The organism is Bacillus sp. AL-1R (assembly GCF_052180195.1).
In the GTDB taxonomy this organism is placed as follows: domain Bacteria; phylum Bacillota; class Bacilli; order Bacillales; family Bacillaceae_G; genus Gottfriedia.
Map to the genome: position 1 here is coordinate 3,489,777 of NZ_CP197469.1, position 26,884 is coordinate 3,516,660.

Here is a 26,884-nt window from a genome sequence, read left to right on the forward strand (position 1 = left end):
GTATCGCAAGGTAATAAAGGGTACATACTTTTTTGGGGATTAATTGTTAATTGTGTCTATAAATTCTTGATAGAAATGCGAGGGCCCCTCGTCTCTCACAGAGTTTAACACTCCCATTAGAGGATGAGCATATGTATGGAAATCAACGTTCTTCTTCAGTAGACATTAAGTCATAGATCCCCTCTTAATGTAGTCGAAAATTCACATTTCATCTTAATATGTCATACAACTTCAAAAAGACTAACTAGATCAACTAGTTAGCCCTTTGTATTCGTTTACATTTTTTTGATTAAACAGTTTCAAGCTTTTTTATTTTAGATGCAACGATTGACACTAAGTCAACTACACGTCTTGAGTAACCCCACTCATTATCATACCAAGCTAATACTTTCACTTTTGTACCATCGATTACCATTGTAGAAAGAGAATCAATAATTGATGAGTGTGTATTTGTATTAAAATCAATTGATACTAATGGCTCATTACAATATTCGATAATTCCGTGCATTGAACCTTTAGAAGCCGTTTCAAATACTTCATTGATTTCTTCAACAGTTACTTCTCTCTTTAAGTCAACTACTAAGTCAACTAGTGAAACATTTGGAGTTGGAACACGTAAAGCCATACCATGTAACTTACCATTTAAATGTGGAAGTACTTTCGATAATGCTTTTGCAGCACCAGTAGTTGTTGGAATAATTGATTGACTGCAAGCACGTGCACGACGTAAATCTTTATGTGGATTATCAATATTTTTTTGATCATTTGTAAATGAATGAACAGTTGTCATTAATCCATTAACAATACCAAATTGCTCATCTAGTACTTTTACAACTGGCGCTAAACAGTTAGTTGTACAAGATGCGTTTGAAATAATGTGATGATTATCTAGGTCTAATTTATCATCATTTACACCAATTACTACTGTGATATCTTCATTTTTACCAGGTGCTGTTAAAATTACTTTTTGAGCTCCAGCAGTAATGTGCATTTTTGCTTTTTCAGCATCATTAAATTTTCCAGTTGCTTCAATTACGATATCTACATTTAGCTCGTTCCATGGAAGTAACTCAGGATTTCTTTCACTAATTAATTCCACACGCTTACCATCAACGATTAAATGATCTGCATTTGCAATTACTTCACCATCAAACTTACCATGAACTGTATCATATTTAATTAAGTGCGCTAAAGTTTCAGAAGGATAACTTGCATTAATTGCTACGACATTATAATCTCCATTTTTAATCGCTTGACGGAAAACCATGCGTCCAATTCGACCAAATCCATTTATTGCTACATTTACCATAAGTAAACCCCCAATTAAGTTATACTGTTTATTATCTCCCTGCAATTAGTATAACACATAACTCGGATTTTGGTTAAACTATTTACATTATTTTATTAAATAATTTTATTTAATAGGTCTTTTACTTGTTTTTTTGTATCCTCAATGTCACCATTGTTATTTATAACGTAGTCAGCTCGTGCTTCTTTTTCTTTTACTGGTATTTGAGATGCTATACGTAAAAGTGCATCCTCTTTCGATAAACCATTACGTTTCATCAAACGCTTTAATTGATTTTCTTCTGACACCGTCACTACGATTACTTTTTCCACCAATTCAATTGAGTTACCCTCATATAAAAGAGGAATATCTAAAATAACAAGTGGCTCACCTTGTTTTATGTATCGATCGGCTTGCTCTTTCATTACACGTCTTACTTCCGGATGTACTATTTCATTAAGTTGTAAGCGCTTTTCTTTGTTATTAAAAATAATACTTCCGAGAAGTGGTCGATTAATTTCACCAGAATCGAGTAGAATTTCACTTCCGAAAGCTTCAACAATTTGTTTATAAGCAGGTTGTCCTATTTCAACCACTTCTTTTGCAATTACGTCTGCATCAACAATTGGAACATTTAATTCCTTTAAGAAATTAGAAACCGTACTTTTTCCACTTGCAATGCTACCAGTTAGTCCAAAAATTTTACCCATCTTTTATTCTCCTTACACAAGAGAAAGAGGACCAAATGGAATAAATCCATTCGGATATACTCTTTCATTATTTTTATTACATCTTCATTAATCCAATTAATATTAAAAAAACACCTGGTAAAAAGGTTAATTTTTGAAGCCACGATGTTTTCGATAACACATTTCCTAATTTCATTCCAAATAGTAAGAATAATGCACTTGCAGAAGATGTTACAATTGCCGTCAATAGTGGGGAAAACCCAAGTAATGATGCACCTATTCCAGCCCCAAAGGCATCAAGTGAAAGTGCAAATCCGAGTAACATTGCTTCCAGTCCATTAATACTACCTGAACGATCGATGTCTGCAGTTGTAGGCTTCTTTAGAATTTTTACGACTACACCTAAAATTTCAAACTCCCAGTCAATTCCTTTATCTTCCATCTCATTCTTTTCTTCTATATTTGACCCTTTATTTGATCGGTAAAATTGAAAAAGTACCCATAGTCCTATACATACAAGTACAAATCCTCCGATTCTTTTTGCGATTATTGGTGAAAAAAAGTCTGTTATTGCATGCCCAATCCCCATGGATGTCATTAATATGACCCCTGAACAAGCTGCAATTGTAATGATTGATTTAATAGGAATTTTTACTTTTCGAAGTCCATAAGTAAATCCAACACTGCAACTATCTAAGCTTAGTGCGCATGCTAGTAGTATTAATGATAGCATATTTACCATAAAAATAGGCTCCTTTCTTTCGTACTCCTGATATAGTATGAAAGAAAGGAACCTTATGTTAATTTTTTTTAGGCTGACATACCGGGCAAAAAGAAGTACCTCTGCCACCAACTTTTATTTTTTCGATTGGTTGGCCGCAATTATGACACGCTAATCCCTTTCTGCCATATACTTTAATGATCTCTTGAAAAGTTCCTATTTGCCCTTGTGAATTTACATAAGAACGAATTGTGCTCCCACCTAAATCCACAGCCTCTTGTAAAGTCTCTGTAATGGATTCAGCAAGTATTTTAATTTGTTTAGGCTTTAATTTTGATGCAGGTGTTTCCGGATGAATCTTAGCCCTAAACAAAACCTCATCAACATAAATATTGCCTAAACCGACTACTAATTCCTGATCTAATAAAACGACTTTAATTTTTCGGTTTGTATTTTTAAGCTTTTTTCTTAAATAATCAGCAGTAAACTCATCAGAAAATGGCTCTGGACCTAATTTAGCAAGAGGTGGCCCTTCGTTCTCCTCACCTTTATTAAATAAATGCATGGTGCCAAATTTACGAACATCTTGATACCGAAGTTCTGTTCCATCTTCAAATAAAAAACGAACATGAGTATGAGGTGCTACAGGTTCTTCCGCTTTGAACACGCGAAATTTCCCTTCCATTCTTAAATGCGAAACAAGTGTAAAATCACTTAATTGAAATAGTAGAAACTTCCCTCGACGATTTATATTTTCTACGGTTTGACCTTTTAGTAAAATCTGAAACTCATCTATTTCATTAGGTTTCTTTATTATTTTTCCCCAAGAAACGATTACTGCTGAGATTGTTTTCCCAACAATTAAACTAAGTAGAGTTCGTCTAACCGTTTCAACTTCTGGTAATTCAGGCATACAAAGTCATCCTATCTAATTATTTTGCTTCAAACCAAGAATCTCCAAAATTATAATCAACCTTTAAAGGCACTACTAGCTCAACAGCATGTTCCATTACTTCTGGAACGATTTTTTCTAAAATGGCTATTTCTTCTTTTGGAGCTTCTAATATTAATTCATCGTGCACTTGTAAAATTAATTTTGCCTGAAGTTTTTCTGCTTTAAGACGCTCATCTAGTAAAATCATAGCCTTTTTAATAATATCGGCAGCACTCCCTTGGATTGGGGTATTCATTGCTGTTCTTTCAGCAAATCCACGAACATTAAAATTTGAGCTAGATATTTCAGGAATATAACGACGTCTATTTAAGATAGTACTTACAAATCCTTCTAGTTTAGCCTTTTGAACTATATCTGACATATACTCTTTTACTTTTGGAAAACTAGCAAAGTACTTTTCAATAAAGATAGCCGCTTCTTTTCTTGTAATACCTAATCCTTGTGACAATCCATAATCACTAATTCCATATACAATCCCGAAGTTAACAGCTTTTGCTTGTCTTCTCATATTGCTTGTTACCTCATCAGCACTTACATGGAAAACATCCATTGCAGTCTTTGTATGAACATCAAAATCATTTTTAAATGCATCCATTAAATTATCGTCTTGCGCTATATGGGCCAGTACCCTTAATTCAATTTGAGAATAATCAGCCGCAAAAATCAACCAATCTTTTTTAGATGCGACAAAAGCTTTTCTAATTTTTCTACCTTCTTCTAATCGAATAGGAATATTTTGTAAGTTAGGATCAATTGAGCTTAAACGACCAGTTTGTGCTAGAACTTGATTAAATCGTGTATGAACCTTGGAATCTGATTCATTTATCACTTTTAACAAACCTTCTACATAAGTAGAATTTAATTTACCAACTTGACGATAGTGAAGAATCAATCGAATGATTTCATGTTCTGCCTCTAATTTTTCAAGAACATCAGCAGAAGTCGAATATCCAGTTTTTGTTTTTTTACCAGATGGCAAGTTTAGCTTTTCAAATAAAATAACACCTAATTGCTTTGGTGAATTAATATTAAATTTTTCACCTGCTAACTCATAAATAGCTTCTTCAAGTTCTTTTAACTTATTAGCTAGTTCTAACCCCATCGTACGAAGAGTTTCTTCCCTAACTGTTACCCCTTCAAATTCCATATCACCTAAAATAAATGTTAATGGCAATTCTAATTCTGTCAGCAATTCAAATTGACTATTTTTCCGCAATGATTCTTCTAAAGTTTCCTTTAATTTACTGATCGCAATTGTTTTGCGAACAATATATTCAGATAAAACTTCATCCGATGGCTTAGTTTGCTTTGCACCCTTACCATAAATCGATTCAGCAGTCTGTATTGAAAAATCTATTTTACCATTTACAATATCAGCAAATTCTTTATTAGACTGGGCAGGGTCATTTATATATGAAGCAAGTAATGGGTCGAAATTAACGCCATTTAACGTAATCCCTCTCCACTTTAGTGCAACATAGGCACCTTTTGCATCATATACATTCTTATTCATTAGCTCATCCTCGAGCCAATTTTTAAACAAATCCGACTCTAGCCCTACAGCTGTAGGAATAAAGAAATGACCTTTTTCATTTGAAAGTCCAAATCCCTGAATTTCTTCTGTATGATAATTTTCTCCAATCATTTCAACGATTAAGCTTGAATGATTCGCTAAATGTTTCTCTTCAATTGAATCTAGCACCTCATAGTTAATCTCTTCTAGTTCTTCATTCGACTCTTTGATATCTAATTTAGCTAACAATGAAGTAAATCCAAGAGATTTAAAAAATTCTGCAACTTTATTCGGATCAGTTTCAGGAAGAGTTGTATCATTTACAGTTAATTCAATTGGTGAGTTTTTATTAATTGTCGCTAATTGTTTACTCATTAAAGCTTGATCTTTATTTTCACTTAAATTTTGAAGAAGTTTTGCTCCACTTACTTCATCTATATTTTCATAAAGACCTTCTACAGTTTGAAACTGTTTTAAAAGCTTAATTGCAGTCTTTTCCCCAATACCTGGAACCCCAGGAATATTATCAGATTTATCACCCATTAATCCTTTCATATCAATAATTTGATTAGGTGTAATCTCATACTTTTCATGAATTGCTGCAGGAGTATATTCTTCAACTTCAGTAATACCTTTTTTAGTCATACTAACTGTTATACGCTCATCAACAAGCTGTAATAAATCTCGATCACCTGAGATGACCTTTACTTCAAATTCATCCTCAGATGCTTGATTAGCAAGTGTTCCGATAATATCATCCGCTTCATAATTTTCTAATTCATAACGCGCAATACCATATGTATCTAATAGCTGACGAACAAGTGGAAACTGTTCACTTAACTCTGGTGGAGTCTTTTGTCTTCCACCTTTATATTCTTTAAATGTACTATGTCTAAATGTTGTTTTCCCTGCATCAAATGCAACAAGCATATGAGTCGGTTTTTCATCTTCTAGAATTTTCATTAACATCATTGTAAACCCATAAATTGCATTCGTATGGACACCCTTATCATTACTCAAAAGAGGCAATGCAAAGAAGGCTCTATAAGCAATGCTATTTCCATCAATTAATACCAATTTCTTCTTCAAAATAGATCCCCTTCCTATTACAAATCTCACTATCTTTTTATGTATAATTTTTATTTTACGTTAATCGATTCCTTGCTCTTAACATTTTAACACGAACTATTCATAAAAGAAAAAGAGGTCGTCTTTGATTCATCATATTAAAAGCTTTTATTCACTTGAATTAAAGTTGAATAATGATGACTTTTAAGAATGAATCGTAAGACTACCTCTGTAATTAATTTAAGTCGATTTCTCGCTCAAAAATAAGTTCAACACATGAACCTTCTATTGCTTGCTGATTGTTTACAACCTGATGAAGGCGCCAGCCACTTTTTGCATAGTTCCCAACTACATCATAATAATGACGATTTGATGATTTAGTATTAACTTTTACAAATTCGTATTCGTACATCTGTATCCACCTTCCGATGTATGATTCAACACTCATAATTTCCCCAAAAATTATAAAAGTAATATGATCAAAAAAAGAAAACTAGGTCGACTGACAAACCTTTTTGAAAAGAGGTCTAGTCGTACTTAGTGCAATAAAAAGTATCAAATAGTATGGACACCTTAAAGGAAAAATAAAACAGTTTATAAATAAAAAATCCCGGAAGTAGATCTACTCCCGGTTTAAGACAACTCCTTGGATGAAGGGGTTTTCATCATAACTATATCAATTTTTTATTAATGATTAATAAATTCAATGTAAAAACAATGTAAATGTCACATCGAAAGATTTTTATTTAATGTTACAATGAATGATGTCCCATGGCCTAGTTTGCTTTCAACCTCGATTTTGCCTTTATGGGCTTCGACAAGATGCTTTACGATTGCTAGTCCTAGGCCTGTCCCTCCAGAATTCCTACTTCTTGCTTTATCTACTCGGTAAAAACGTTCAAAAATACGAGATATTTCTTCTTTTCCTATTCCAACTCCTGTGTCATTGACCTTTAATACAATATGATCATTTGTCTCAGAGGCAGTAATAAATACTTTGCCATCAGCTGGAGTATAGTGAATTGCGTTATCCACTAAATTAATAATGATTTGTTTTAATCTTAACGCATCAGCATATACAACTAACGGACTATTTAAGTACAATTTGAAGTCAATATTTTTCTCTTCTGCTTTTTGATTAAGCATTTGCTGTACATCTTCAATAACCTGTTTAGCAGATACTTTTGCAAGATCTAATTTAAAACTCTGTTGCTCAATTTTTGATAGGTCTAATAAATCTTGAATAAGCGTCTGCATTCGATCACTTTCGGTTAAAATAATCGATAAGAAGTTTTTGCATAAGTCATCACTTTCCATTGCTCCATCTAGAAGAGTTTCAGTAAAACCTTTAATTGATGTAATTGGCGTTTTAAGCTCGTGAGATACATTTGCAAAAAAATCTTTTCGAACTTGCTCTAGTTTCTTTAATTCACTTATGTCATGAAAAACAAGAACAATCCCTTTCCACTCGTGATTCATCCCAATAATTGGTGCACCGTATATTTCAAAATGTTTTCTTTCAATAGATAATGGTAAAATAATTTGCTTTCTTACTTTTATTTCTTTTAGAAAAATTTCTTCCACAATTTCAATGACTTCTTTATGTTTAAATGCATCATAATAAAGCTCACCCAATATACTTCTCGATTCAACTTTAAACGTTTCCCGATATGTTTTATTAATTAGGTTTACATGACCCCTACTATTAATTAAAACAACTCCACTGCCAATATTATGGATTAAAGTGTTTAACCGGTCTTGTTGCATTTCTTGTTGACTAGTCATTTCTTGTAAATTTTTTGCAAGCACATTCATTGCTTGACTTAACATTGTTGTAGATTCATTACTTTCGGTTAATGTTCTAGCTTTATAATTCCCTTTGGATAATTCAATTGCTACTTGCGTAATATCTTCTATCGGTTTTGAAAATTGATGCGAGTATCGTACCAGTAAAATGATGATGGCAAATAAAACAAAGCCTAATAATGAAAATAATAACATCCAAATACTTCGGTAAACTTCTTTGATTGACTTAGTTGAATAATCAACAACCAAAAATTGCTTATTACCATGTTGATCGATTATTTTCTTGCCGTAATATTTTGCTGTAGAATCTTTTTCATTAAATTTAGCTGCACTCTCTATTTTATCAAGTCGTTCTAGATAAGCTTTTAAATTCTTTGATGAACTATTCAATTCCCCATTCTCATCACTAGATTTTGCGATAAGATTATAATGATCATCAAATAAAATAATATCGATATTTAAGTCCTTTGATATCTTTTTTAACGTTTGATTCGATATATTCTTTGTTAATGGTAAATTAGACTCCATAATTGAAGCAATTAAGTTAGTCTCTCTCTCAATTCTTTGATCATAGTTTGTCAGATAAAAGGATTTAAATATTTGCCCTATTACGATTCCTAATATAGCAAGAATAACGATTATTATTGCAGAAAATCCATAGAGCAATTTTCGATTTAGATTACTCATTTACTCTAGGTTCCTCTAATTTATACCCTAACCCACGAATTGTTTTTATATAAACTGGTTTTTTCGAGTCTAGTTCAATTTTTTCTCTTAAATGGCTAATATGAACATCGACAATTCGAGTGTCTCCAGCAAAATCATAATTCCAAACGGCACTTAATAATTGATCTCTAGTTAATACTCTACCTTTATTTTTCGTTAAATATAATAATAATTCAAATTCCTTAGGTGTTAATTCCAGTTTTTCACCTTGGAAATATGCTTCATAATAATCAGCTAAAATTTTTAAATCGGCTATTACTAAAGTTTCAGCTTCGTCGTTTGATTGTACTGGTGTTTCAGTAATTTTAGATCTTCTTAATATCGCTTTAACTCTTGCTACGACTTCTCTTGGGCTAAATGGTTTTGTCATATAATCATCGGCACCAAGTTCAAGTCCTAACACTTTATCAAATTCATCATCTTTTGCTGTAACCATTAAAATTGGCGTCAGATTTCTTTGAAGTCTTAATTCTTTACATACTTCCATACCATCTTTTTTAGGTAGCATTAGATCTAATACGATTAAATCTGGCTTTTCCTGTTCAGCCTTCTGTAGACCTTCTTCTCCATCAGTAGCCGTAACAACTTGAAACCCTGCTTGTTCTAGGTTAAATTTGATTAAAGTTAAGATATGCTCTTCATCGTCAACTACAAGAATTTTATTGCTCATTTCATATTCCTCCAGGTTATTATTAAACCCTCATCCATTTGTTTCCAATTCTATCTTTATCTACTTTTTAATATACTAAAATTTCAATCAAACGTAAAACGAAAAAAAGTGATGGAACGTTTACAACAAAAAAAAGAATGTCAGTTGACATTCTTCAAGTTAAAAATTCTCATATAACAGAGCATTCGATTGGTTTACAGTTGGTGGAATTACGATCAGTTTTCCACTTGCAATTTCAGTTTGCGTTTTATTTAAAACGCTTACATTAATGCATACTTCATTTAAATCTAAGTTAATTTCAACTACTTCAAAATGAATTGAAATTGTTTCATTATGATAGATATGTTGATCGAATTGAAGTTCTTTTTTTATAATATGACTTCCTGGGCCAGGTAAGTGTTTTGTAACTGCCGCAGAGATTAATCCGCTTATTATAAAACTTGGAACAATCGGTTTATTGTATTTTGTTTGCGAAGCATAGTTGTATTGTGTATATAGTGGATTTGTATCGCCTGTTAAAGCCAGGTATAAGTAAATATGTTTTTCATCAATATGTTCTGTTACAATTAACTTTTCACCAATTGAAATGTCTTCAAGTTTTCGTCCGATTTTTGCTTTTTTAGTTAACATATTAGACCCCCTGTTTATCTTAATATTTTAAAAATTCGATAAACAATAGCAATTTTCCTTCTTAATCGGCAAAATTTTTATAAAATTATTTTTCCCCCTTATGGAAGAGAAAATTCTATTTCTCCTAAATCTCTATTTTATCTACTACATTTACACACTAACCGTTTTACCTCTTAATAAGGATCATTTTGTTTGTTATATCAAAAACTTGTATATACTTATATCATGAAATGTTATCTGGGGAGCACAAACTTTTGGTATAATTTAGTAGATTAGATATTTAAATTTAGTTAAGTGAAAAAGGAGAGATTGAAATGTCCAATGCGGTTGATTTCAAAAATGTTTCTACTATTGGTTTAGAGTCTTCCCCCGTAGTTGATGCGCTTGCAGGTTTACGTGCTCATGAAGCTCGTTATTTTATGAACAAGTACAAACATGAATTCACAGTTGTACCAGCAAGTGAAAGTCAGGAAACACTTGATTATGTGAACCGAATTTTAAAAGAAGAGCGTGATATAGAATTCGCTGCTAAGCCTTTAGAAACTTCCGCTTTCAAGTAGAAAATATTAAATTTGCCTACGTCTTTTATGAGGATGGACTCTCTGTCAATGTGATGTATACAGTTGATGATCCTAAAAAGCGTGCTGTTGGTTTTAAACTTTCTGAAGGAATGGAAATACCAAAGGAATTAGAAGAAAAATTTAAGTTTGCTAGGCAGAAGTCTAAACTGGCTGGAACGATTCGTGGTTCTTATTTTGTTATAAAAGGTGAGTATTAAAGAACGTTAAAATTAAAAGACCCAAAGGTAAATGTACATTACCTTGTGGGTCTTCTTTTTAAGCTAAAACGTTCATAACGTTTTTGACAGCTGCAACTGAGCGATCTAATGCTGTTTTTTCTTCAGCAGTCAAATCTAATTCAATAATTTGTTCAATACCGTTTCCGCCTATAATTGTAGGAACTCCTAAGTAAATACCGCTGTAACCATATTCGCCTTCTAAATAAGCAATTGTAGGTAACACGCGACGTTGGTCCTTAAGAATAGCTTCAACCATTTCTACTAAAGATGCAGCAGGTGCATAATAAGCACTTCCGTTACCTAGTAGATTTACGATTTCTCCGCCACCCTTACGAGTACGTTCAACAATAGCATCTAAACGATCTTTTGGAATTAATTTTTCTAATGGAATACCACCAGCATATGAATAACGCACTAATGGTACCATATCGTCTCCGTGACCACCTAAAACAAATCCAGAAATATCTTTAACAGATAAATTTAATTCCTTGGCCACAAACGTCCTAAAACGGGCTGTGTCAAGAACTCCAGATTGTCCAATAACGCGGTGTTTTGGAAAACCAGCTTCTTTGTATACTGTATAAGTCATTGCGTCAACCGGGTTCGTTAAAACTACGATTGTACAGTTAGGAGAGTATTTTACGATTTCACGAGTAACTGCTTTCATGATGTTTGAGTTGGTTGATACTAGATCATCACGGCTCATACCCGGTTTACGAGCGATACCTGCTGTAATGACTACTACATCTGAATCAGCTGTGTCAGCATAATCACTAGTACCAATAATGTTCGCATCAAACCCTTGAACTGGACTTGCTTCAAGCATATCTAAGGCTTTTCCCTTAGTAGGGTTCTCTAGTTGAGGAATATCAACTATTACTACATCCCCTAGTTCTTTTTGTGCAAGCAAGAAAGCTGTTGTAGCACCAGTAAATCCAGCACCCACTACAGAAATTTTACGTCTACGAATTGACATATAAATACCTCCCTTTTGTTTACAAACACAATTTAATTATACAAGAACTGATTCCATATTTGAAATTAATTCGTTTGCAAATTCAGAACATTTTACTTCAGTAGCCCCATCCATTAGACGAGCAAAGTCATAAGTAACAACTTTTGAAGCAATTGTTTTTTCCATTGATTTAAGAATCATAGAAGCTGCTTCATTCCAACCCATATGCTCAAGCATTAATACTCCAGAAAGAATAACTGAAGATGGGTTTACTTTATCTAATCCAGCGTATTTAGGTGCTGTACCATGTGTAGCTTCAAAGATAGCATGTCCAGTTTCGTAGTTGATATTTGCTCCAGGAGCGATACCGATTCCACCTACTTGAGCAGCAAGTGCATCAGAAATATAGTCACCATTTAAGTTCATTGTAGCTACTACATCGAACTCACGTGGTCTAGTTAAAATTTGTTGTAAGAAGATATCAGCAATGCTGTCTTTTACTAGGATTTTACCAGCTTTTTCTGCTTCTTCCATTGCTTTGTTAGCTGCGTCTTTACCGCTTGTTTCTACAATGCGATCGTACTCTGCCCATGTAAATACTTTATCGCCGAATTCTTGCTCACAAACTTCATAACCCCAGTTCTTAAATGCACCTTCAGTAAATTTCATGATATTACCTTTATGAACTAACGTTAAAGATTTACGGTTTTCTTGAATTGCATAATTAACTGCTGCACGTACAAGACGTTTTGTACCTTCTTCAGAAATTGGTTTAATACCGATACCAGATGTTTCTGGGAAACGGATTTTATTAACACCCATTTCTTTTTGTAAGAATTCAATTACTTTTTGAACTGCTTCAGAGCCTTTTTCATATTCGATACCAGCATAGATATCTTCAGTGTTTTCACGGAAAATGACCATGTCTGTATCTTCTGGACGTTTAACTGGTGAAGGTACACCTTCAAAGTAACGTACAGGACGTAAACATACAAATAAATCTAATTCTTGACGTAGAGCAACGTTTAAAGAACGAATACCGCCACCAACTGGAGTTGTTAAAGGTCCTTTAATTGCAATCATGTACTCTTCAATTAAATTTAAAGTTTCTTGAGGTAACCATTCACCAGTTACATTAAATGCTTTTTCACCAGCAAGAACTTCTTTCCATTCGATTTTACGATTACCATTATATGCTTTTTCTACAGCTGCATCTAAAACACGTGAAGATGCTGCCCAAATATCTGGGCCTGTACCGTCGCCTTCAATAAAAGGAATAATTGGATTGTTTGGCACGTTTAATTGGCCGTCTACTAATGTGATTTTTTCAGCTTGCATTACATGCTCCCCCTTGAATAAATAAGTTAAATTCATTAAATACATGCTTTTGAGAGGAAGATTCCTCTCCCTCTCTTTACTATACCACTATCATTCGAATATTAAATACTATTTTAAGTATTCAAATAATTCTTTATACACGCTCTTCAATTGGAATGTAAGAGTTTTTCTCTGGTCCTGTATAATCTGCACGCGGACGAATAATACGATTATTATCATATTGTTCTAAAATGTGAGCAGTCCAACCAGACATACGGCTAATAGCAAAGATTGGAGTAAATAAATCATGTTCAATTCCTAAGCTGTGATAAACAGATGCAGAGTAGAAATCAACATTTGGTGGAATATTCTTTTGAGTTGTAACAAGTTCTTCTATTTTTTCAGACATTGTGTACCATTTTAACTCTCCAGTAATTGCACCTAATTGACGAGACATTTCTTTTAAATGTTTCGCACGTGGGTCACCACCACGGTATACGCGATGTCCGAATCCCATGATTTTAGCTTTAGCATCCATTTTCTCTTGAATGTAAGATTCAACATTTTCAATCTCACCAATTTCAGCTAACATTTTCATAACGCTTTCATTTGCGCCACCGTGTAATGGACCTTTTAAAGCACCAATCGCAGCTGTAATACCTGAATAAATATCAGATAATGTTGCAACGCAAACGCGTGCAGTAAATGTCGAAGCATTTAATTCATGGTCAGCATGTAGTACTAATGCCTTATTAATTGCTTCTTCCGCAATTTCATTCGGTTTATCACCAGTCAGCATATATAAGAAGTTAGCTGCAAATGATAAATCTTTATTAGGAGCAACTGGCTCAAGTCCTTTACGGATTCGAGAAAACGCTGCCACAAAAGTTGAAACTTTAGCTTGAAGTTGGATTGCTTTAAGATAATTTGAATCTGAGTCCATTGCTTCAGCATTTTTATCATACAATGCAAGCATTGAAATAACTGTACGTAAAACAGTCATAGGATGTACATTTTTTAAGTTTGTTGATTTTAAGTAAGTAATAACTTCTTCTGGTAACTCGGCATTATCTGCTAATTGAGAAGCAAGTTCTTTAAGTTGAACCTTATTTGGTAATTTGCGATGCCATAATAAATATACTACTTCTTCAAAACTTGCATATTCTGCTAATTCATCGATACCGATACCTACATACGTTAATGTATCATCAATAATAGAACTTATAGAAGTCGTAGCTGCTACAACACCCTCTAAACCACTTTTAACTGTCATATTCCCCTCTCTCCTTTACGCAAAAATTTCCCTAGTATTTACTACATACATATACTGGTATAACTCTTTTCAATCACCTAGTATACATAGAAAGGAACCCTACTATCATTTATTATAAACAATAATCTGACTTTTGTGAATGAAAACAATTTACTAAAATATAATTATTATTCAATTACTTAATTAATTCTACAATCCAAATGAATAGATATGCGATTCCAGCCCCTATTAAAGGCCCTACTGCAACCCCTTTAAATACAGCTACAGATAGTATAGTACCTAGTACTAATGCTGCTGTTATTTGTGGACTAGTAGCTAATAATTGTACTCCACCTTTTGCCAACAGAGCCACGGCGATTCCAGAGAGAAGTGCGATCCAGGCTACAGGGGTTTTTAATGCTTCCATTAAATTTTTAAAACCTATTTCACCGGTAGCGATTGGTACTAATACAGCAATTGTAATAACCGTTACACCTAAATTTATCCCTTTTGTTTGCATATAGGGAAATACTCGATCTCCAAGAGGAGTATATTTTAGTACGAACAATACTATAATTGAAATGATTAAAGAGTTATTTTTAGCAATTGCACCAATTAGTAGTAAAACTAAAAGAAATATTGTTGATTCGCTCATTTGTTAGTAGCTCCTTATTGTATAATTTATTAATAAATACTATCAAACTTTACTATTATAAAAAAATAATTCTTGATAAAATAAGACAAGGAGACTCATTTCATTTTTGGAAGGAGGTAAAAGTTTGAATAGAACTTTAGTTTTTCAGATCATTCGGTTTTTATTTGTAATCGCATGTATTATTTTAGGTTTTTACGCTGCACTATTCATCTCAAAACTTACATACCCTTTCATCATTGCTTTTATCATTGCCTACTTTTTAAATCCACTAGTCAATTTATTAAACGAAAAAGCCAGAATACCTAGAGGAATAGCTGCATTTTTATCCATTATTTTACTATTAGCTGTTTTAGCAGGGTTATTTACATTACTAATTACGGAAATCATTTCAGGGTCGACCTATTTAATTCAAGTTGTACCAGAAAGTTTTGAACGATTAATTTATTTCGTTGAAAATATTGTTACGGATAAGATAGTTCCTCTATATGACTTAATTATGAGTAAATATAGTCAACTCGGTGCTGGTCAACAACAAACGATTCGTACAAATATACAATCGATTGGCGATTCCGCTATTAATCTAGGTAAAGAAGCATTAAACGGAATCATTGAAGGAATTAAATTAGTAATCGCTTTATTACCTAATACCGCTACTTTAATATTCGTATCTTTATTAGCAACATTCTTTATTAGTAAAGACTGGTACAAAATAAAAAATTTATTCGCAAAATATACTCCAGATCGAATTCAACATTACAGCAAAACAATTTTTATTGATTTACGGAAAGCTTTATTTGGTTTTATTAAAGCACATATCACTCTTATTTCTATGACGACTGTGCTAGTCCTAATCGGATTATTAATATTGAGAATTCCTTTCGCAATCACAATAGCTATTCTGATCGGTTTCATTGACTTACTTCCATACTTAGGAACTGGCTTAATTTTCGTACCATGGATCTTATATACTTTTCTGTCTAGCGATTATAAATTAACGATTGGTCTGGCAATTTTATATGGTGTTGTCATTATCCAACGTCAACTTGCAGAGCCAAAAGTTCTATCTTCAAATATAGGACTACAACCACTTCCTACTTTAATCTCGTTATTTGTTGGTTTTAAATTTTTGGGTCTACTAGGATTGATTGCCGGTCCAGTAACTTTAGTCATTTTATCAACTTTATATCGAGCACGAGTCTTCCATGAACTTTGGTATTATATTAGAGGTTCAAATTAAACTGCAAATTAAAAAACGAGATCGCTAAGTGCTTTCTCGTTTTTGTCTTTTAAAGCATTTCCAATAATCATTTCTTTATATATCCCGTCCAAACAACATTACCTTTTAGCTTTTTCATTACAAAATAAATAAGTTGTTGAACAAATTTGATTCTAATTGGTTTAATTAGCAACACGATTGCCAATACGTCGGTAATTGGTCCCGGAATAAAAAATAGGAGACCAATTAGAAAAAAAGATAATCCTTCTATCATGATTAAATCTGGCATTTTGCCTGCCCGAAGCTGTTCTCCGGCTTGTTGTTTAACTGTAACCCAAACGGTTCTCATGATATAAATACCAATCAAAAGCGTACCGATAAGCCAAAGAAATACTGATAAGGAACCAATTACTCTACTAAGTAATGTTAAACAGATTAAATCAATTAATGGGATTAAAATTAGCCAACCAACAAGTTTTTTCATGATAGTTTCACCTCTTGCTTAGAATTAAAATATCATTTAATAATCTTATATTTGTCTTTAAAAAATAAAGAGAAGGAAAATTGTCCTTCTCTTTATTATATCTTAAAATATACTTTTATGTCCTGTACTAACGATTCCTCTAGAAGCATCTACTGTAACAGCTTGACCGTTTACTAAGATGTTCGTCGCATTTTCAACTCCAACAATTACTGGAATTCCTAAGCTAACACCTACTACTGCAGCATGGCTAGTTAAACCACCTTCTTCAGTAATAATAGCTGCTGCTCTTTCAATTGCTGGCATCATATCTCTATCTGTACTATTTGTTACAAGAATACTACCTGGTGTAACTTTCGAAACAGCTTCTTCACCTGTTTTTGCGATGATAACTTTTCCTGCAGCAGTTTTGCGACCGATACCTTGACCTTGAGCGATCACGTCACCTACTACATGGATTTTCATCATATTCGTCATACCTGTTTCACCAATTGGTAATCCAGCCGTAATGATGACAGTATCACCATTTGAAACATATTTAGCTTCTTGAGCCGCATCCATAGCATGTTGTAACATTTCATCAGTTGAGTTTGCTCTTTCTCTATATTGAGTTTGAACTCCCCAAACTAAAGATAGACGGCGACAAATACGAATATCAGATGTAATAGCTAAAATAGGAGCTTTTGGACGATATTTTGAAATCATTTTCGCAGTATGTCCACTCTCTGTAGGAGCAATAATTGCAGAAACTTTTAAGTTTAAAGCTGTTGCTGCAACCGATTGACCAATTGCATCAGTAATTGTTCCTTTATTTTCTCTTTGACGTTTTTTAAATAATTCTTCGTATTGTAAGCTTTTTTCAATTCGAAGCGCAATTGAATTCATCATTGAAACTGATTCGATTGGATATGAACCTGCAGCTGTTTCTCCTGATAACATAATTGCATCAGTACCATCAAGAATGGCATTTGCAACGTCACTTGCCTCTGCTCGTGTTGGTCTAGGATTACGTTGCATAGAATCTAGCATTTGAGTAGCTGTAATTACCGGCTTACCTACATTATTACATTTTTTAATTAATTGTTTTTGAACGATTGGTACCTCTTCTGGTGGAATTTCTACGCCCATGTCACCACGTGCAACCATTAAACCATCTGAAACTTCAAGAATTTCATCGATATTATCGATCCCTTCTTGGTTTTCGATTTTCGGTATAATTTGAATATAATCCGCACGATGTTTACCTAATAGTTCACGAATTTCTAATACATCAGATGCTTTACGAACGAAAGATGCAGCAATAAAATCAACATTTTGCTCAATACCAAATTCGATATCGCTTATATCTTTTTCTGTAATACCAGGTAGATTTACACGTACATTTGGTACGTTTACACCTTTTTTATTTTTTACTAAACCGCTGTTTAACACTTTAGTACGAATATCATTTCCTTCAATACCGATTACTTCTAAACCAATCAATCCATCATCGATTAAAATTTTTGAACCAACATGTACATCATCAATTAATCCTTCGTAAGATACTGCAAATTTTTCTGCTGTACCAACTACTGGTTCAGTAGTAATAATAACTTCATTTCCAGTTTTTAACTCTGCTTGGCCACCTTCGAAATCTAAAGTACGAATTTCAGGTCCTTTTGTATCTAAAAGAATCGCTACAGTTTTACCAGTTTTTTCAGAAGCCTCGCGGATACTTTTAATTCTTGCAGCATGCTCTTCATGAGAACCATGCGAGAAGTTTAAACGTGCTACGTTCATTCCTGCATTAATTAACTCTACTAATTTTTCTACCGATTCACTAGCAGGACCAATCGTACAAACTATTTTTGTTTTACGCATTTTTTACCCTCCAAATTTATACAAAACTATAAACTATTAAGAAATTTATGAAATCGATTGCTCAATTAAATCTATCTAATTAAATAGAAAGTTCTTGAGATAACTGATACATATCTTGATCAAGTTCATGCTTTTTAGATAATGCTTCGATAATATCGTGGTCAACTAACTTATTATTTTGAATTCCAACACAACGTCCACCTTTGCCCTCCATAAGTAGTTCTACCGCTCTTGCTCCTAGACGACTTGCTAAAACTCGGTCAGCAGCGCTTGGTGAACCACCACGTTGAACATGTCCTAAAACAGTTACACGCGTGTCAAAGTGAGTTCGCTCTTGTATTACTTTACCTATCTCAATTGCACTTCCTACACCTTCAGCAACCACAATAATACTATGTTTTTTACCACGTTCACTACCGCGGTTTAATTTACTAATAATATCATCCATATCATAGTCACATTCAGGGACTAAAATCGTTTCTGCGCCATCAGCTAAACCTGCCCATAATGCAATATCACCTGCATTACGACCCATCACTTCAATTACATATGTACGCTCATGTGATGTTGCTGTATCACGTATTTTATCAATCGCATCAATAACAGTATTTAAAGCTGTATCAAATCCAATTGTAAAATCAGTACCTGGAATATCATTATCAATTGTTCCTGGGACACCTACACAAGGATAACCATGTTCAGTCAGCTTTTTTGCCCCCTGATATGATCCGTCTCCACCAATTACAACTAATCCTTCAATACCAAACTTTTTAAGTTGTTCAATTCCTTTCATTTGTCCTTCTAATGTTTTAAATTCAGGACAACGTGCACTAAGTAGTTTTGTTCCACCACGATGAATAATATCGCCAACAGAACCTAACTCTAGCTTCTCAATATTTCCATTAATAAGACCAGTATATCCCTGGTATATACCGTAAACTTCTAAGCCATGGAAAATCGCTTTTCTTACGACTGCTCGTACAGCAGCGTTCATTCCTGGAGCGTCTCCTCCACTAGTTAATACGCCAATTCTTTTCATTATGTATTCACCTCAATGATTTTACATTAACATTATGCATTTATTCATTTAAATAAAGTACCATGTAATGCATATTTAAACAATAGAAATAATGTGAACTTTTTCATAAACTTTTTTTAATAAATGATACCTTGTAAAAAGTATGACGACACTCTTTATGCATATTGCTATTTTTTACTAATTTTTTTAAAAAAATACAAAAAGAGCATGCTAACATATTGTTTCACACACTCTAGAAGTTAAACTAAATATTAATGATTAAAAGAAATTTTCCCTAACTTTGCGTGTTTTTCATATCGTTGTTGAACCAGCTCTTCTTTATCCATAGATAACAATGACTTTAATGTTTCGTATAAGTACTTGTCGATATATTTAGCCTGTTGTTCAACATCATTTTGTGCTCCACCTTTTACCTCAGGTATAATTTGGTCAACTACACCTAATTCTAATAAGTCTGGAGCTGTAATTTTCATAGTTTCAGCAGCTCTACGTGCTTGTGAAGAATCTTTCCATAATAATGCTGCTGCACCTTCTGGAGAAATTACAGAGTAAGTTGAGTTTTCTAGCATCAGTAACTTATTACCAATTCCTAATGCTAACGCTCCACCACTACCACCTTCACCAATTACAATACAAATAGTAGGCACTTTTAAGCCTGCCATTTCAAAAATATTTCGAGCAATTGCTTCGCTTTGTCCACGCTCTTCGGCTGCTTTACCAGGATATGCGCCTTTTGTATCAATAAACGCAATAATCGGTCTGTTAAATTTCTCAGCTTGCTTCATTAAACGAAGTGCTTTTCGGTAACCTTCTGGATGTGGCATACCGAAATTACGTCTAATATTTTCTTTTGTATCTTTACCACGTTGATGTCCTACGATCGTAACTGGTAATCCACGGTAAGATGCGATACCTGATACGATTGCAGCATCGTCTCCAAATAATCGATCACCATGACACTCAAAGAAATCCGTAAATAATCTATTAACATAATCTAAAGTAGTTGGTCGTTCTGGATGTCTAGCAACTTGTACTCGATCCCAAACTCCCATATTTCCGTAAATTTCATTTTCTAAGGTTTTTAAACGTTCTTCTAAACGTCTGATTTCTTCAGTAAAATCAACATCATGTTGACTTGTATAAACCTTTAGTTCGTCAATTTTCGTCTTTAGTTCATGAATCGGTTTTTCGAATTCTAGCATAACCACTATTGCAAGACACCCCCTTGATGTAAGTTAAGAATTGTAAATAATTTTGAACGTAATTCTAATCGCGAAATGACTGCGTCAAGCTGGCCATGATTCAGAAGGAATTCAGCAGTTTGGAAGTCTTCAGGTAATTCTTCACGGATCGTTTGTTCGATAATACGTCTACCAGCAAAACCAATTAATGCACCAGGCTCAGCAAAGTTAAAATCGCCTAAAGACGCAAAACTAGCAGATACTCCACCCGTAGTTGGATTTGTCATAATTGAAATTGCTAAATAACCTAGCTCGCTATGCATTTTAAGTGCAGCACTAGTTTTTGCCATTTGCATTAAACTTAAAATACCTTCTTGCATACGTGCTCCGCCAGATGCAGTAAAAATAATAAATGGTAAACCGTCAGATGAAGCTCGCTCAACTGCACGAGTTATTTTCTCTCCAACAACAGATCCCATGCTTCCCATTCGGAATCTTGCATCCATAACTGCAATTACAACAGGAATTCCGTCGATTTTTCCTTTTCCTGTAACAATCGCCTCGTTAAGCTCTGTTTTTTTACGATCACCTTCAAGCTTCTCTATGTAATCAGGGAAGTGTAGGGGATTCGCAGAAACCATGTTTTGATCAAATTCTTCAAAAGTATTTTCATCAATTAAGCTTTCGATTCTTTCGAATGCTGTCATTTGATGGTGATATCCACAACTATTACAAACTTTTAGGTTTTTTATTAATTCTTTTGTAATACTAATTTTTTTACATTTAGGACATTTTGTCATAACACCGTCAGGTAAATCTTGTCTCATTACTTCTGAAGGTATAGATGCATATTTTTTCTTTTTGGAAAATAAGTCTTTTATTTGCAACCTAATTCCTCCTAACTTTTTTAGTACTAAATACTAATAGGATACTATAAATGTTATACACTTTTTGTTAACATTTGTCGATAAAATTCAGCTAAATTTCGTCATTTCAACCATTCATTGAGCATGAAATTTGTAGATAATCTTAAAGTATTAATTTATTCATTTTTTATGAAATCCCTTTATTTTCCAATAACCTCTGCGGATTTTTACCACATCTAAGTATTATATCAGATAAAAAAGGATAGTACTACACTACTTAATTTTAGTATTGTAATACTATCCCCATAAATATTAATATCTGGTATTAAAACTATTTAATTAAAGCTAGTTTTTTTGTTTTTTCTTCGATTTCTTTCGGATCAACATTTAGTCTTGCAACTCCAGTTTCCATCGCAGCTTTTGCCACACTAGCAGCTACTTTAGGTGCCACTCGCGGATCAAATGGTGCTGGAATAATAAAATCTGGAGATAAATCTGCTTCACTTACTAAGCTTGCAATTGCATTTACTGCCGCAATTTTCATCTCTTCATTAATATGTGTAGCACGAACATCTAATGCGCCACGGAAAATACCAGGGAACGCAAGAACGTTATTTACTTGGTTAGGATAATCACTTCGACCAGTACCAATTACTAAAGCACCAGCTTCTTTTGCATCTTCAGGCATAATTTCTGGATCAGGATTAGCCATAGCAAAAATAATAGGATTTTCGTTCATTGAACGAACCATTTCTTGCGTTACTGCTCCTTTTACAGAAACCCCAATAAATACATCTGCCCCTTCAAGTACTTCTTTAAGGCTACCTTGTATTTTATCTTTATTAGTGTATTTTGCAACTTCATTTTTGACGCTATTCATACCAACTGGACGGCCTTCGTAAATCGCGCCTTTTGTATCACACATAATAATTTGGCGAACACCGAAACGATATAATAATTTTAATATAGCAATACCAGCTGCTCCTGCACCATTTAAAACTACTTTAATATCAGCCATATTTTTATTCACGATTTTTAAAGCATTTACTAAACCTGCAAGTGTAACGATAGCTGTTCCATGTTGATCATCGTGGAAGATTGGAATATTGGTTTCGCGCTTTAAGCGCTCTTCTATAATAAAGCAGTTCGGAGCTGCAATATCCTCTAAATTTATTCCACCAAATGTAGGTTCTAACAATTTTACTGTTTGAATGATTTGCTCTACATCTTGCGTATTTAAGCAGATAGGAAATGCATCAACACCAGCAAAGCTTTTAAATAACGCAGCTTTACCTTCCATTACAGGTAAAGCGGCCTCTGGTCCAATATTACCAAGTCCAAGAACTGCAGATCCATCCGAAACTACACCAACCATATTACCTTTCATTGTGTATTCATATACTCTAGTTTTTTCTTCGTAAATTTCTTTACACGGCTCGGCAACGCCTGGTGAGTACGCTAAACTTAATTCTTTCGCATTTGTAACCGGCACCTTAGAAACTGTTTCTAATTTACCTTGATGTACTCTATGCATATGTAATGCTTCTTCACTTAATAATGACAAACTATTCACTCTCCCTAATGATGACGAGTTGACTTTTCAACTGTTTATTTCTTAGTGATTTTCTTTTTAAAAAAGGAAATTTTCTTTTTGTATGATATCACATGTACGTTAATAATAAATAGTTTAGAGAAGAATGTCTATTTCTTTAATACAACATTTGCATCTCCTACAATTTTTCTTAACATTCCAAGACAATTTACAGTAGGATTTACATAATAATGTTCAGATAATTGAACAGCTTTTTTATCTTCCTCATAATAAAGCACAACTTTTGCATACCCTTTAAACTTAGAAATCGTTTGCTGAATTGTATATGAAATATTTTTATTAGTATGTCCCGTTATTTTAATAAATAAAGTATACTTCTTTTGGTCATTTATTTCTTCCATTTCTTCAATTGTTAGAACTTCATTTATAATTAATTGTTTTCTTTCATCCCGTTCATCAACTTTTGCTTTTACTACGACTACTTCTTTTTCTTTTAATTTATGACGGTATTTTTCAAAAGTAGTCGGAAACACGACCGCATCGATTGAAGTACTTAAATCTTCAACTTGTAAAAAAGCCATATGTTGTTGTTTTTTTGTTTTTGTAACCCTTAAATCCTTAATATAGACAAACAATAGATGTTCTGTATCTTTCTTCATCATAATTGATGAAATAGTCCCGGCATCACTTTCTTTAAGCAGCTTCTCATATTGACTAACTGGATGACCTGATAAATAAGTACCTAAAGCCTGTTTTTCTAATTCAAGCTTAATTGAAATTTTCATTGGATCCACTTTAATAATTTCTGGTTTAGGCACAAATTCTTCATCAAGAAATAAATCAAATTGATCCTCATTTTCAGGTCTTACTATATCCACATAATCAAAGATCATATCAATATTTGCTAATAGTGTCGCACGGTCAAGCTCAAACTCATCAAAGCATCCCGAAAAAATTAAATTCTCTATACTTTTTCGGTTTAATGCTTTTGGTGAAATTTTAATACACACTTCAAAAAAATCTTTATATGGCCGTTTTTGTAGAATTTCTCTTACAGTCGCCATTCCAATATTTTTAATTGCTAATAGACTATATCGAATGCCATTTCCTTCAACTACAAAAGCATATTGGCTTTTATTTATTGAAGGTGGATAGATTGGGATCCCTTTCAATTTTGCTTCACCAATATAATTCGATACTTTCTCTTCACTTCCTATAAAACTCGATAGCAGTGCTGCATAAAATTCTAGAGGAAAATTTGCTTTTAAATATGCTAGCTGATACGCAATCATACTATACGCAACAGCATGACTTCTATTAAATCCATAGTTAGCAAATTGAACAATTAAATCGTATACTTCATTTGCAACTTGTTCATCATAACCTTTAGCAAGTGCGCCTTCTACAAAATGAATTCTTTCTTTGTCTAAAACTTCCTTCTTCTTTTTACTTACTGCTCTACGAAGTAAATCTGCTTCACTTAAGGTAAACCCTGAAAGAGTTGAAGCAATTTGCATGATTTGCTCTTGATAAATAATTACGCCATATGTTGGTTTTAATATTTTTTCTAAAACTGGATGCGGATAGGTAACTTTCTCCAATCCATGTTTATATTGAATAAATTTAGGGATTTGCTCCATTGGACCTGGACGATATAACGCGTTTACAGCAACTATATCTTCAAACTGATTCGGTTGTAGTTGCTGTAGTACTCTTCTCATCCCTGATGATTCTAGTTGAAATACACCTGAAGTATCACCTTTACTAAGAATTTCAAATGTTTTTGAATCTTGTAACGGAATTTCTTCTAAACGAATTACTTCGCCTTTTGATTCATAAATTAATCGACAGACCTCTTCCAATAAGCTTAAGTTACGTAGGCCAAGGAAGTCCATCTTTACTAAACCAAGCTCTTCAAGTATTTCTGCAGGATATTGTGTTAAAAACACTCCATGATTCCCCTCTTGTAAGGGGACAACATTTGTTAACGGAAGTTCAGAAATAATAACACCTGCCGCATGAATACTTGTATGACGAGGAAAACCTTCAACTTGGCAAGCTACTTCAAATATCCGTTTATGAATACCAGAATGTTCTACGTGACTTTTAAATGCTTTTGATTGCTCATAGACATCTTTTAATGAAATTCCGAGAGATGAAGGAATGAGCTTCGAATAACGATCTATTTCTGTTGGTGTTAGCCCCATTACTCTTGCAATATCTCGAATGGCTGCTTTTGCTCCTAATGTTCCGAATGTAATAATTTGTGCAACATGTACATCACCATATTTTGCAGCTACATAATCAATCATTTCATCTCGTCGATGATCAGGAAAGTCAATATCAATATCTGGCATTGTAATTCTTTCTTCATTTAAAAATCGTTCAAATAGTAAATGATAATGGATTGGGTCTACATTTGTAATTTTTAATACGTATGCCACTAAAGATCCCGCGGCGGAACCACGTCCTGGTCCAACAAATATCCCTTTTTCATGTGCATATTTAATAAAGTCCCAAACAATGAGGAAGTAATCATTAAATCCCATCTTATCGATTGTATTTAACTCAAATTCTAATCTTTGTTTAAGTTCATCACTAATATCCCCATACCGCTCTATCATGCCATTTTCGCAAACCATTTTTAAATATTCCAATGTAGAATATCCATCAGGTACTGGATACTTAGGCAATAACGGCTGATGAAAAGGTATCGTTACATTACAAATATCTGAAATATGGATCGTGTTTTGAAATGCTTCTTCTTCATCAGAGAACAGCTTCACTAATTCGTTTTTTGATTTATAATAATATTCGTTAGAAAGTAATCTTGGTCTTGATTCATCTGATAACTTAGTACCATTTTTAACTGAAAATAATGCATCTTGTATAAGTGCATCCTCTTTTTCAATATATCGAACGTCATTTGTAACAACTAAACCGATGTTTGTTTCTTTTTGTACTTGTTTAATTAATGGATATAACAAACGATCTTCAGGTAAACCGTGATCTTGAATACTGACAAAAAAGTGATCGAAAATTGTTTGGTATTCTTTTACATGAACAATAGCTCTTTCGATTTCTCCATTTAATAGTAAGTTTTCAATTTCTCCCTCGATTCCTGGTGTAATTGCAATCACACCGGTACTATATGCCGATAACCACTTTTTAGGAATTCCTTCTGGTGATTTCGTCCCTATAATACTTGTAAGTTTTAGAAGGTTTTGATAACCTGTCAAATCTTTTGCTAATAAAATCATCGGATAAGACTGCTGTTCATCCATTAAAATTGAGATTTTCACCCCAACAATTGGCTTAATCCCCGCTTTTTTACACGCATGATAAAAAGGAATTACCCCGTACATGACATTTTCATCTGCAATAGCAAGCGCAGGATGTCCTTCTCTAACAGCAGCATTAATTAATTCATCTATTTTACATGCACTTTGCAATAAACTATAAGAACTTTGAACTTGCAAATGAACAAAACTCATCTACATTCCTCCTTACCATCTTTTTAATATAATCTATTCTATCACAAAACACGAACTTACATTCTATTTTTGTTCGTAAAAAAGAAAACAAATCATTTATTTTAAACTTACTTTAATACTCATCATACACGTAACAATTTGTCCATATATA

21 protein-coding genes and 1 pseudogene are annotated in these 26,884 nt (G+C 33.4%); 2 read left to right on the forward strand and 20 right to left on the reverse strand.

What is annotated here, in order from left to right; genetic code table 11:
• Positions 1 to 289: 289 nt before the first annotated feature.
• The 9 genes from ACSBO6_RS16765 to ACSBO6_RS16805 form a co-directional block, all read right to left on the reverse strand.
• Positions 290 to 1,309 (reverse strand): glyceraldehyde-3-phosphate dehydrogenase, encoded by a 1,020-nt coding sequence (locus tag ACSBO6_RS16765; RefSeq protein WP_098847772.1) that lies wholly within the window; start codon positions 1,307 to 1,309, stop codon positions 290 to 292.
• Between the two features lie 95 nt (positions 1,310 to 1,404).
• Positions 1,405 to 1,998, reverse strand: coding sequence for a dephospho-CoA kinase (gene coaE / locus ACSBO6_RS16770; RefSeq protein ID WP_098847769.1), 594 nt, complete (start codon positions 1,996 to 1,998; stop codon positions 1,405 to 1,407).
• A 76-nt stretch (positions 1,999 to 2,074) separates the two neighbouring features.
• The gene (gene ytaF, locus ACSBO6_RS16775; RefSeq protein ID WP_286138448.1) at positions 2,075 to 2,758 is read right to left on the reverse strand and encodes a sporulation membrane protein YtaF; all 684 of its coding nucleotides are present in this window, start codon (positions 2,756 to 2,758) and stop codon (positions 2,075 to 2,077) included.
• Between the two features lie 19 nt (positions 2,759 to 2,777).
• Positions 2,778 to 3,611 carry a DNA-formamidopyrimidine glycosylase gene (gene mutM, locus ACSBO6_RS16780; RefSeq protein ID WP_498843702.1) on the reverse strand — a complete coding sequence of 278 codons (834 nt, stop codon included), beginning with the start codon at positions 3,609 to 3,611 and terminating at the stop codon, positions 2,778 to 2,780.
• A 19-nt stretch (positions 3,612 to 3,630) separates the two neighbouring features.
• Complete coding sequence (gene polA / locus ACSBO6_RS16785) at positions 3,631 to 6,255, reverse strand: DNA polymerase I (protein ID WP_498843703.1); 2,625 nt, start codon at positions 6,253 to 6,255, stop codon at positions 3,631 to 3,633.
• A gap of 214 nt (positions 6,256 to 6,469) precedes the next feature.
• A complete protein-coding gene (locus ACSBO6_RS16790) occupies positions 6,470 to 6,646 on the reverse strand; it encodes a DUF4177 domain-containing protein (protein WP_167555369.1) in 177 nt (58 codons plus the stop codon).
• A 314-nt stretch (positions 6,647 to 6,960) separates the two neighbouring features.
• The gene (gene pnpS / locus ACSBO6_RS16795) at positions 6,961 to 8,727 is read right to left on the reverse strand and encodes a two-component system histidine kinase PnpS (protein ID WP_098847755.1); all 1,767 of its coding nucleotides are present in this window, start codon (positions 8,725 to 8,727) and stop codon (positions 6,961 to 6,963) included.
• Positions 8,720 to 9,436 carry a response regulator transcription factor gene (locus ACSBO6_RS16800; protein ID WP_098847752.1) on the reverse strand — a complete coding sequence of 239 codons (717 nt, stop codon included), beginning with the start codon at positions 9,434 to 9,436 and terminating at the stop codon, positions 8,720 to 8,722. The genes pnpS and ACSBO6_RS16800 overlap by 8 nt, the downstream gene beginning before the upstream one ends.
• A gap of 159 nt (positions 9,437 to 9,595) precedes the next feature.
• A complete protein-coding gene (locus ACSBO6_RS16805) occupies positions 9,596 to 10,066 on the reverse strand; it encodes a MaoC/PaaZ C-terminal domain-containing protein (protein ID WP_498843704.1) in 471 nt (156 codons plus the stop codon).
• A 314-nt stretch (positions 10,067 to 10,380) separates the two neighbouring features.
• Between ACSBO6_RS16805 and ACSBO6_RS16810 the strand changes: the two are divergent.
• Positions 10,381 to 10,844: pseudogene (locus tag ACSBO6_RS16810) on the forward strand (DUF8821 family protein).
• 58 nt (positions 10,845 to 10,902) lie between these two features.
• Here the strand turns inward: ACSBO6_RS16810 and mdh are convergent.
• The 4 genes from mdh to ACSBO6_RS16830 form a co-directional block, all read right to left on the reverse strand.
• Positions 10,903 to 11,841, reverse strand: a complete 939-nt coding sequence (mdh, locus tag ACSBO6_RS16815; RefSeq protein WP_098847744.1) for a malate dehydrogenase — start codon at positions 11,839 to 11,841, stop codon at positions 10,903 to 10,905.
• A gap of 36 nt (positions 11,842 to 11,877) precedes the next feature.
• On the reverse strand, positions 11,878 to 13,158 hold the full coding sequence (gene icd, locus ACSBO6_RS16820) for an NADP-dependent isocitrate dehydrogenase (RefSeq protein ID WP_098847742.1): 1,281 nt from the start codon (positions 13,156 to 13,158) through the stop codon (positions 11,878 to 11,880).
• A 133-nt stretch (positions 13,159 to 13,291) separates the two neighbouring features.
• On the reverse strand, positions 13,292 to 14,410 hold the full coding sequence (gene citZ / locus ACSBO6_RS16825) for a citrate synthase (protein ID WP_098847740.1): 1,119 nt from the start codon (positions 14,408 to 14,410) through the stop codon (positions 13,292 to 13,294).
• Between the two features lie 175 nt (positions 14,411 to 14,585).
• Positions 14,586 to 15,044, reverse strand: coding sequence for a DUF441 domain-containing protein (locus ACSBO6_RS16830; protein ID WP_498843705.1), 459 nt, complete (start codon positions 15,042 to 15,044; stop codon positions 14,586 to 14,588).
• 124 nt (positions 15,045 to 15,168) lie between these two features.
• On the opposite strand from ACSBO6_RS16830, the gene ytvI reads away from it, so the two are divergent.
• On the forward strand, positions 15,169 to 16,281 hold the full coding sequence (gene ytvI, locus ACSBO6_RS16835) for a sporulation integral membrane protein YtvI (protein ID WP_498843706.1): 1,113 nt from the start codon (positions 15,169 to 15,171) through the stop codon (positions 16,279 to 16,281).
• Positions 16,282 to 16,348: 67 nt separating this feature from the next.
• Here the strand turns inward: ytvI and ACSBO6_RS16840 are convergent, their stop codons facing one another.
• From ACSBO6_RS16840 to dnaE, 7 genes are all read right to left on the reverse strand, one after another.
• Positions 16,349 to 16,744, reverse strand: coding sequence for an FxsA family protein (locus tag ACSBO6_RS16840; RefSeq protein WP_098847733.1), 396 nt, complete (start codon positions 16,742 to 16,744; stop codon positions 16,349 to 16,351).
• A 102-nt stretch (positions 16,745 to 16,846) separates the two neighbouring features.
• Positions 16,847 to 18,601 (reverse strand): pyruvate kinase, encoded by a 1,755-nt coding sequence (pyk, locus tag ACSBO6_RS16845; RefSeq protein WP_498843707.1) that lies wholly within the window; start codon positions 18,599 to 18,601, stop codon positions 16,847 to 16,849.
• A 79-nt stretch (positions 18,602 to 18,680) separates the two neighbouring features.
• Entirely contained in the window at positions 18,681 to 19,640 is a 960-nt protein-coding gene (gene pfkA / locus ACSBO6_RS16850; protein ID WP_098847727.1) for a 6-phosphofructokinase, read from the reverse strand.
• A gap of 251 nt (positions 19,641 to 19,891) precedes the next feature.
• Positions 19,892 to 20,842 (reverse strand): acetyl-CoA carboxylase carboxyl transferase subunit alpha, encoded by a 951-nt coding sequence (accA, locus tag ACSBO6_RS16855; RefSeq protein WP_483295211.1) that lies wholly within the window; start codon positions 20,840 to 20,842, stop codon positions 19,892 to 19,894.
• A 5-nt stretch (positions 20,843 to 20,847) separates the two neighbouring features.
• A complete protein-coding gene (gene accD, locus ACSBO6_RS16860; protein WP_098847834.1) occupies positions 20,848 to 21,648 on the reverse strand; it encodes an acetyl-CoA carboxylase, carboxyltransferase subunit beta in 801 nt (266 codons plus the stop codon).
• 370 nt (positions 21,649 to 22,018) lie between these two features.
• A complete protein-coding gene (gene ystJ, locus ACSBO6_RS16865; protein ID WP_180233002.1) occupies positions 22,019 to 23,221 on the reverse strand; it encodes an NADP-dependent malic enzyme in 1,203 nt (400 codons plus the stop codon).
• 167 nt (positions 23,222 to 23,388) lie between these two features.
• Positions 23,389 to 26,733: a DNA polymerase III subunit alpha gene (gene dnaE, locus ACSBO6_RS16870; RefSeq protein ID WP_498843708.1), complete on the reverse strand. Its 3,345-nt coding sequence runs from the start codon at positions 26,731 to 26,733 to the stop codon at positions 23,389 to 23,391.
• Positions 26,734 to 26,884 lie beyond the last annotated feature (151 nt).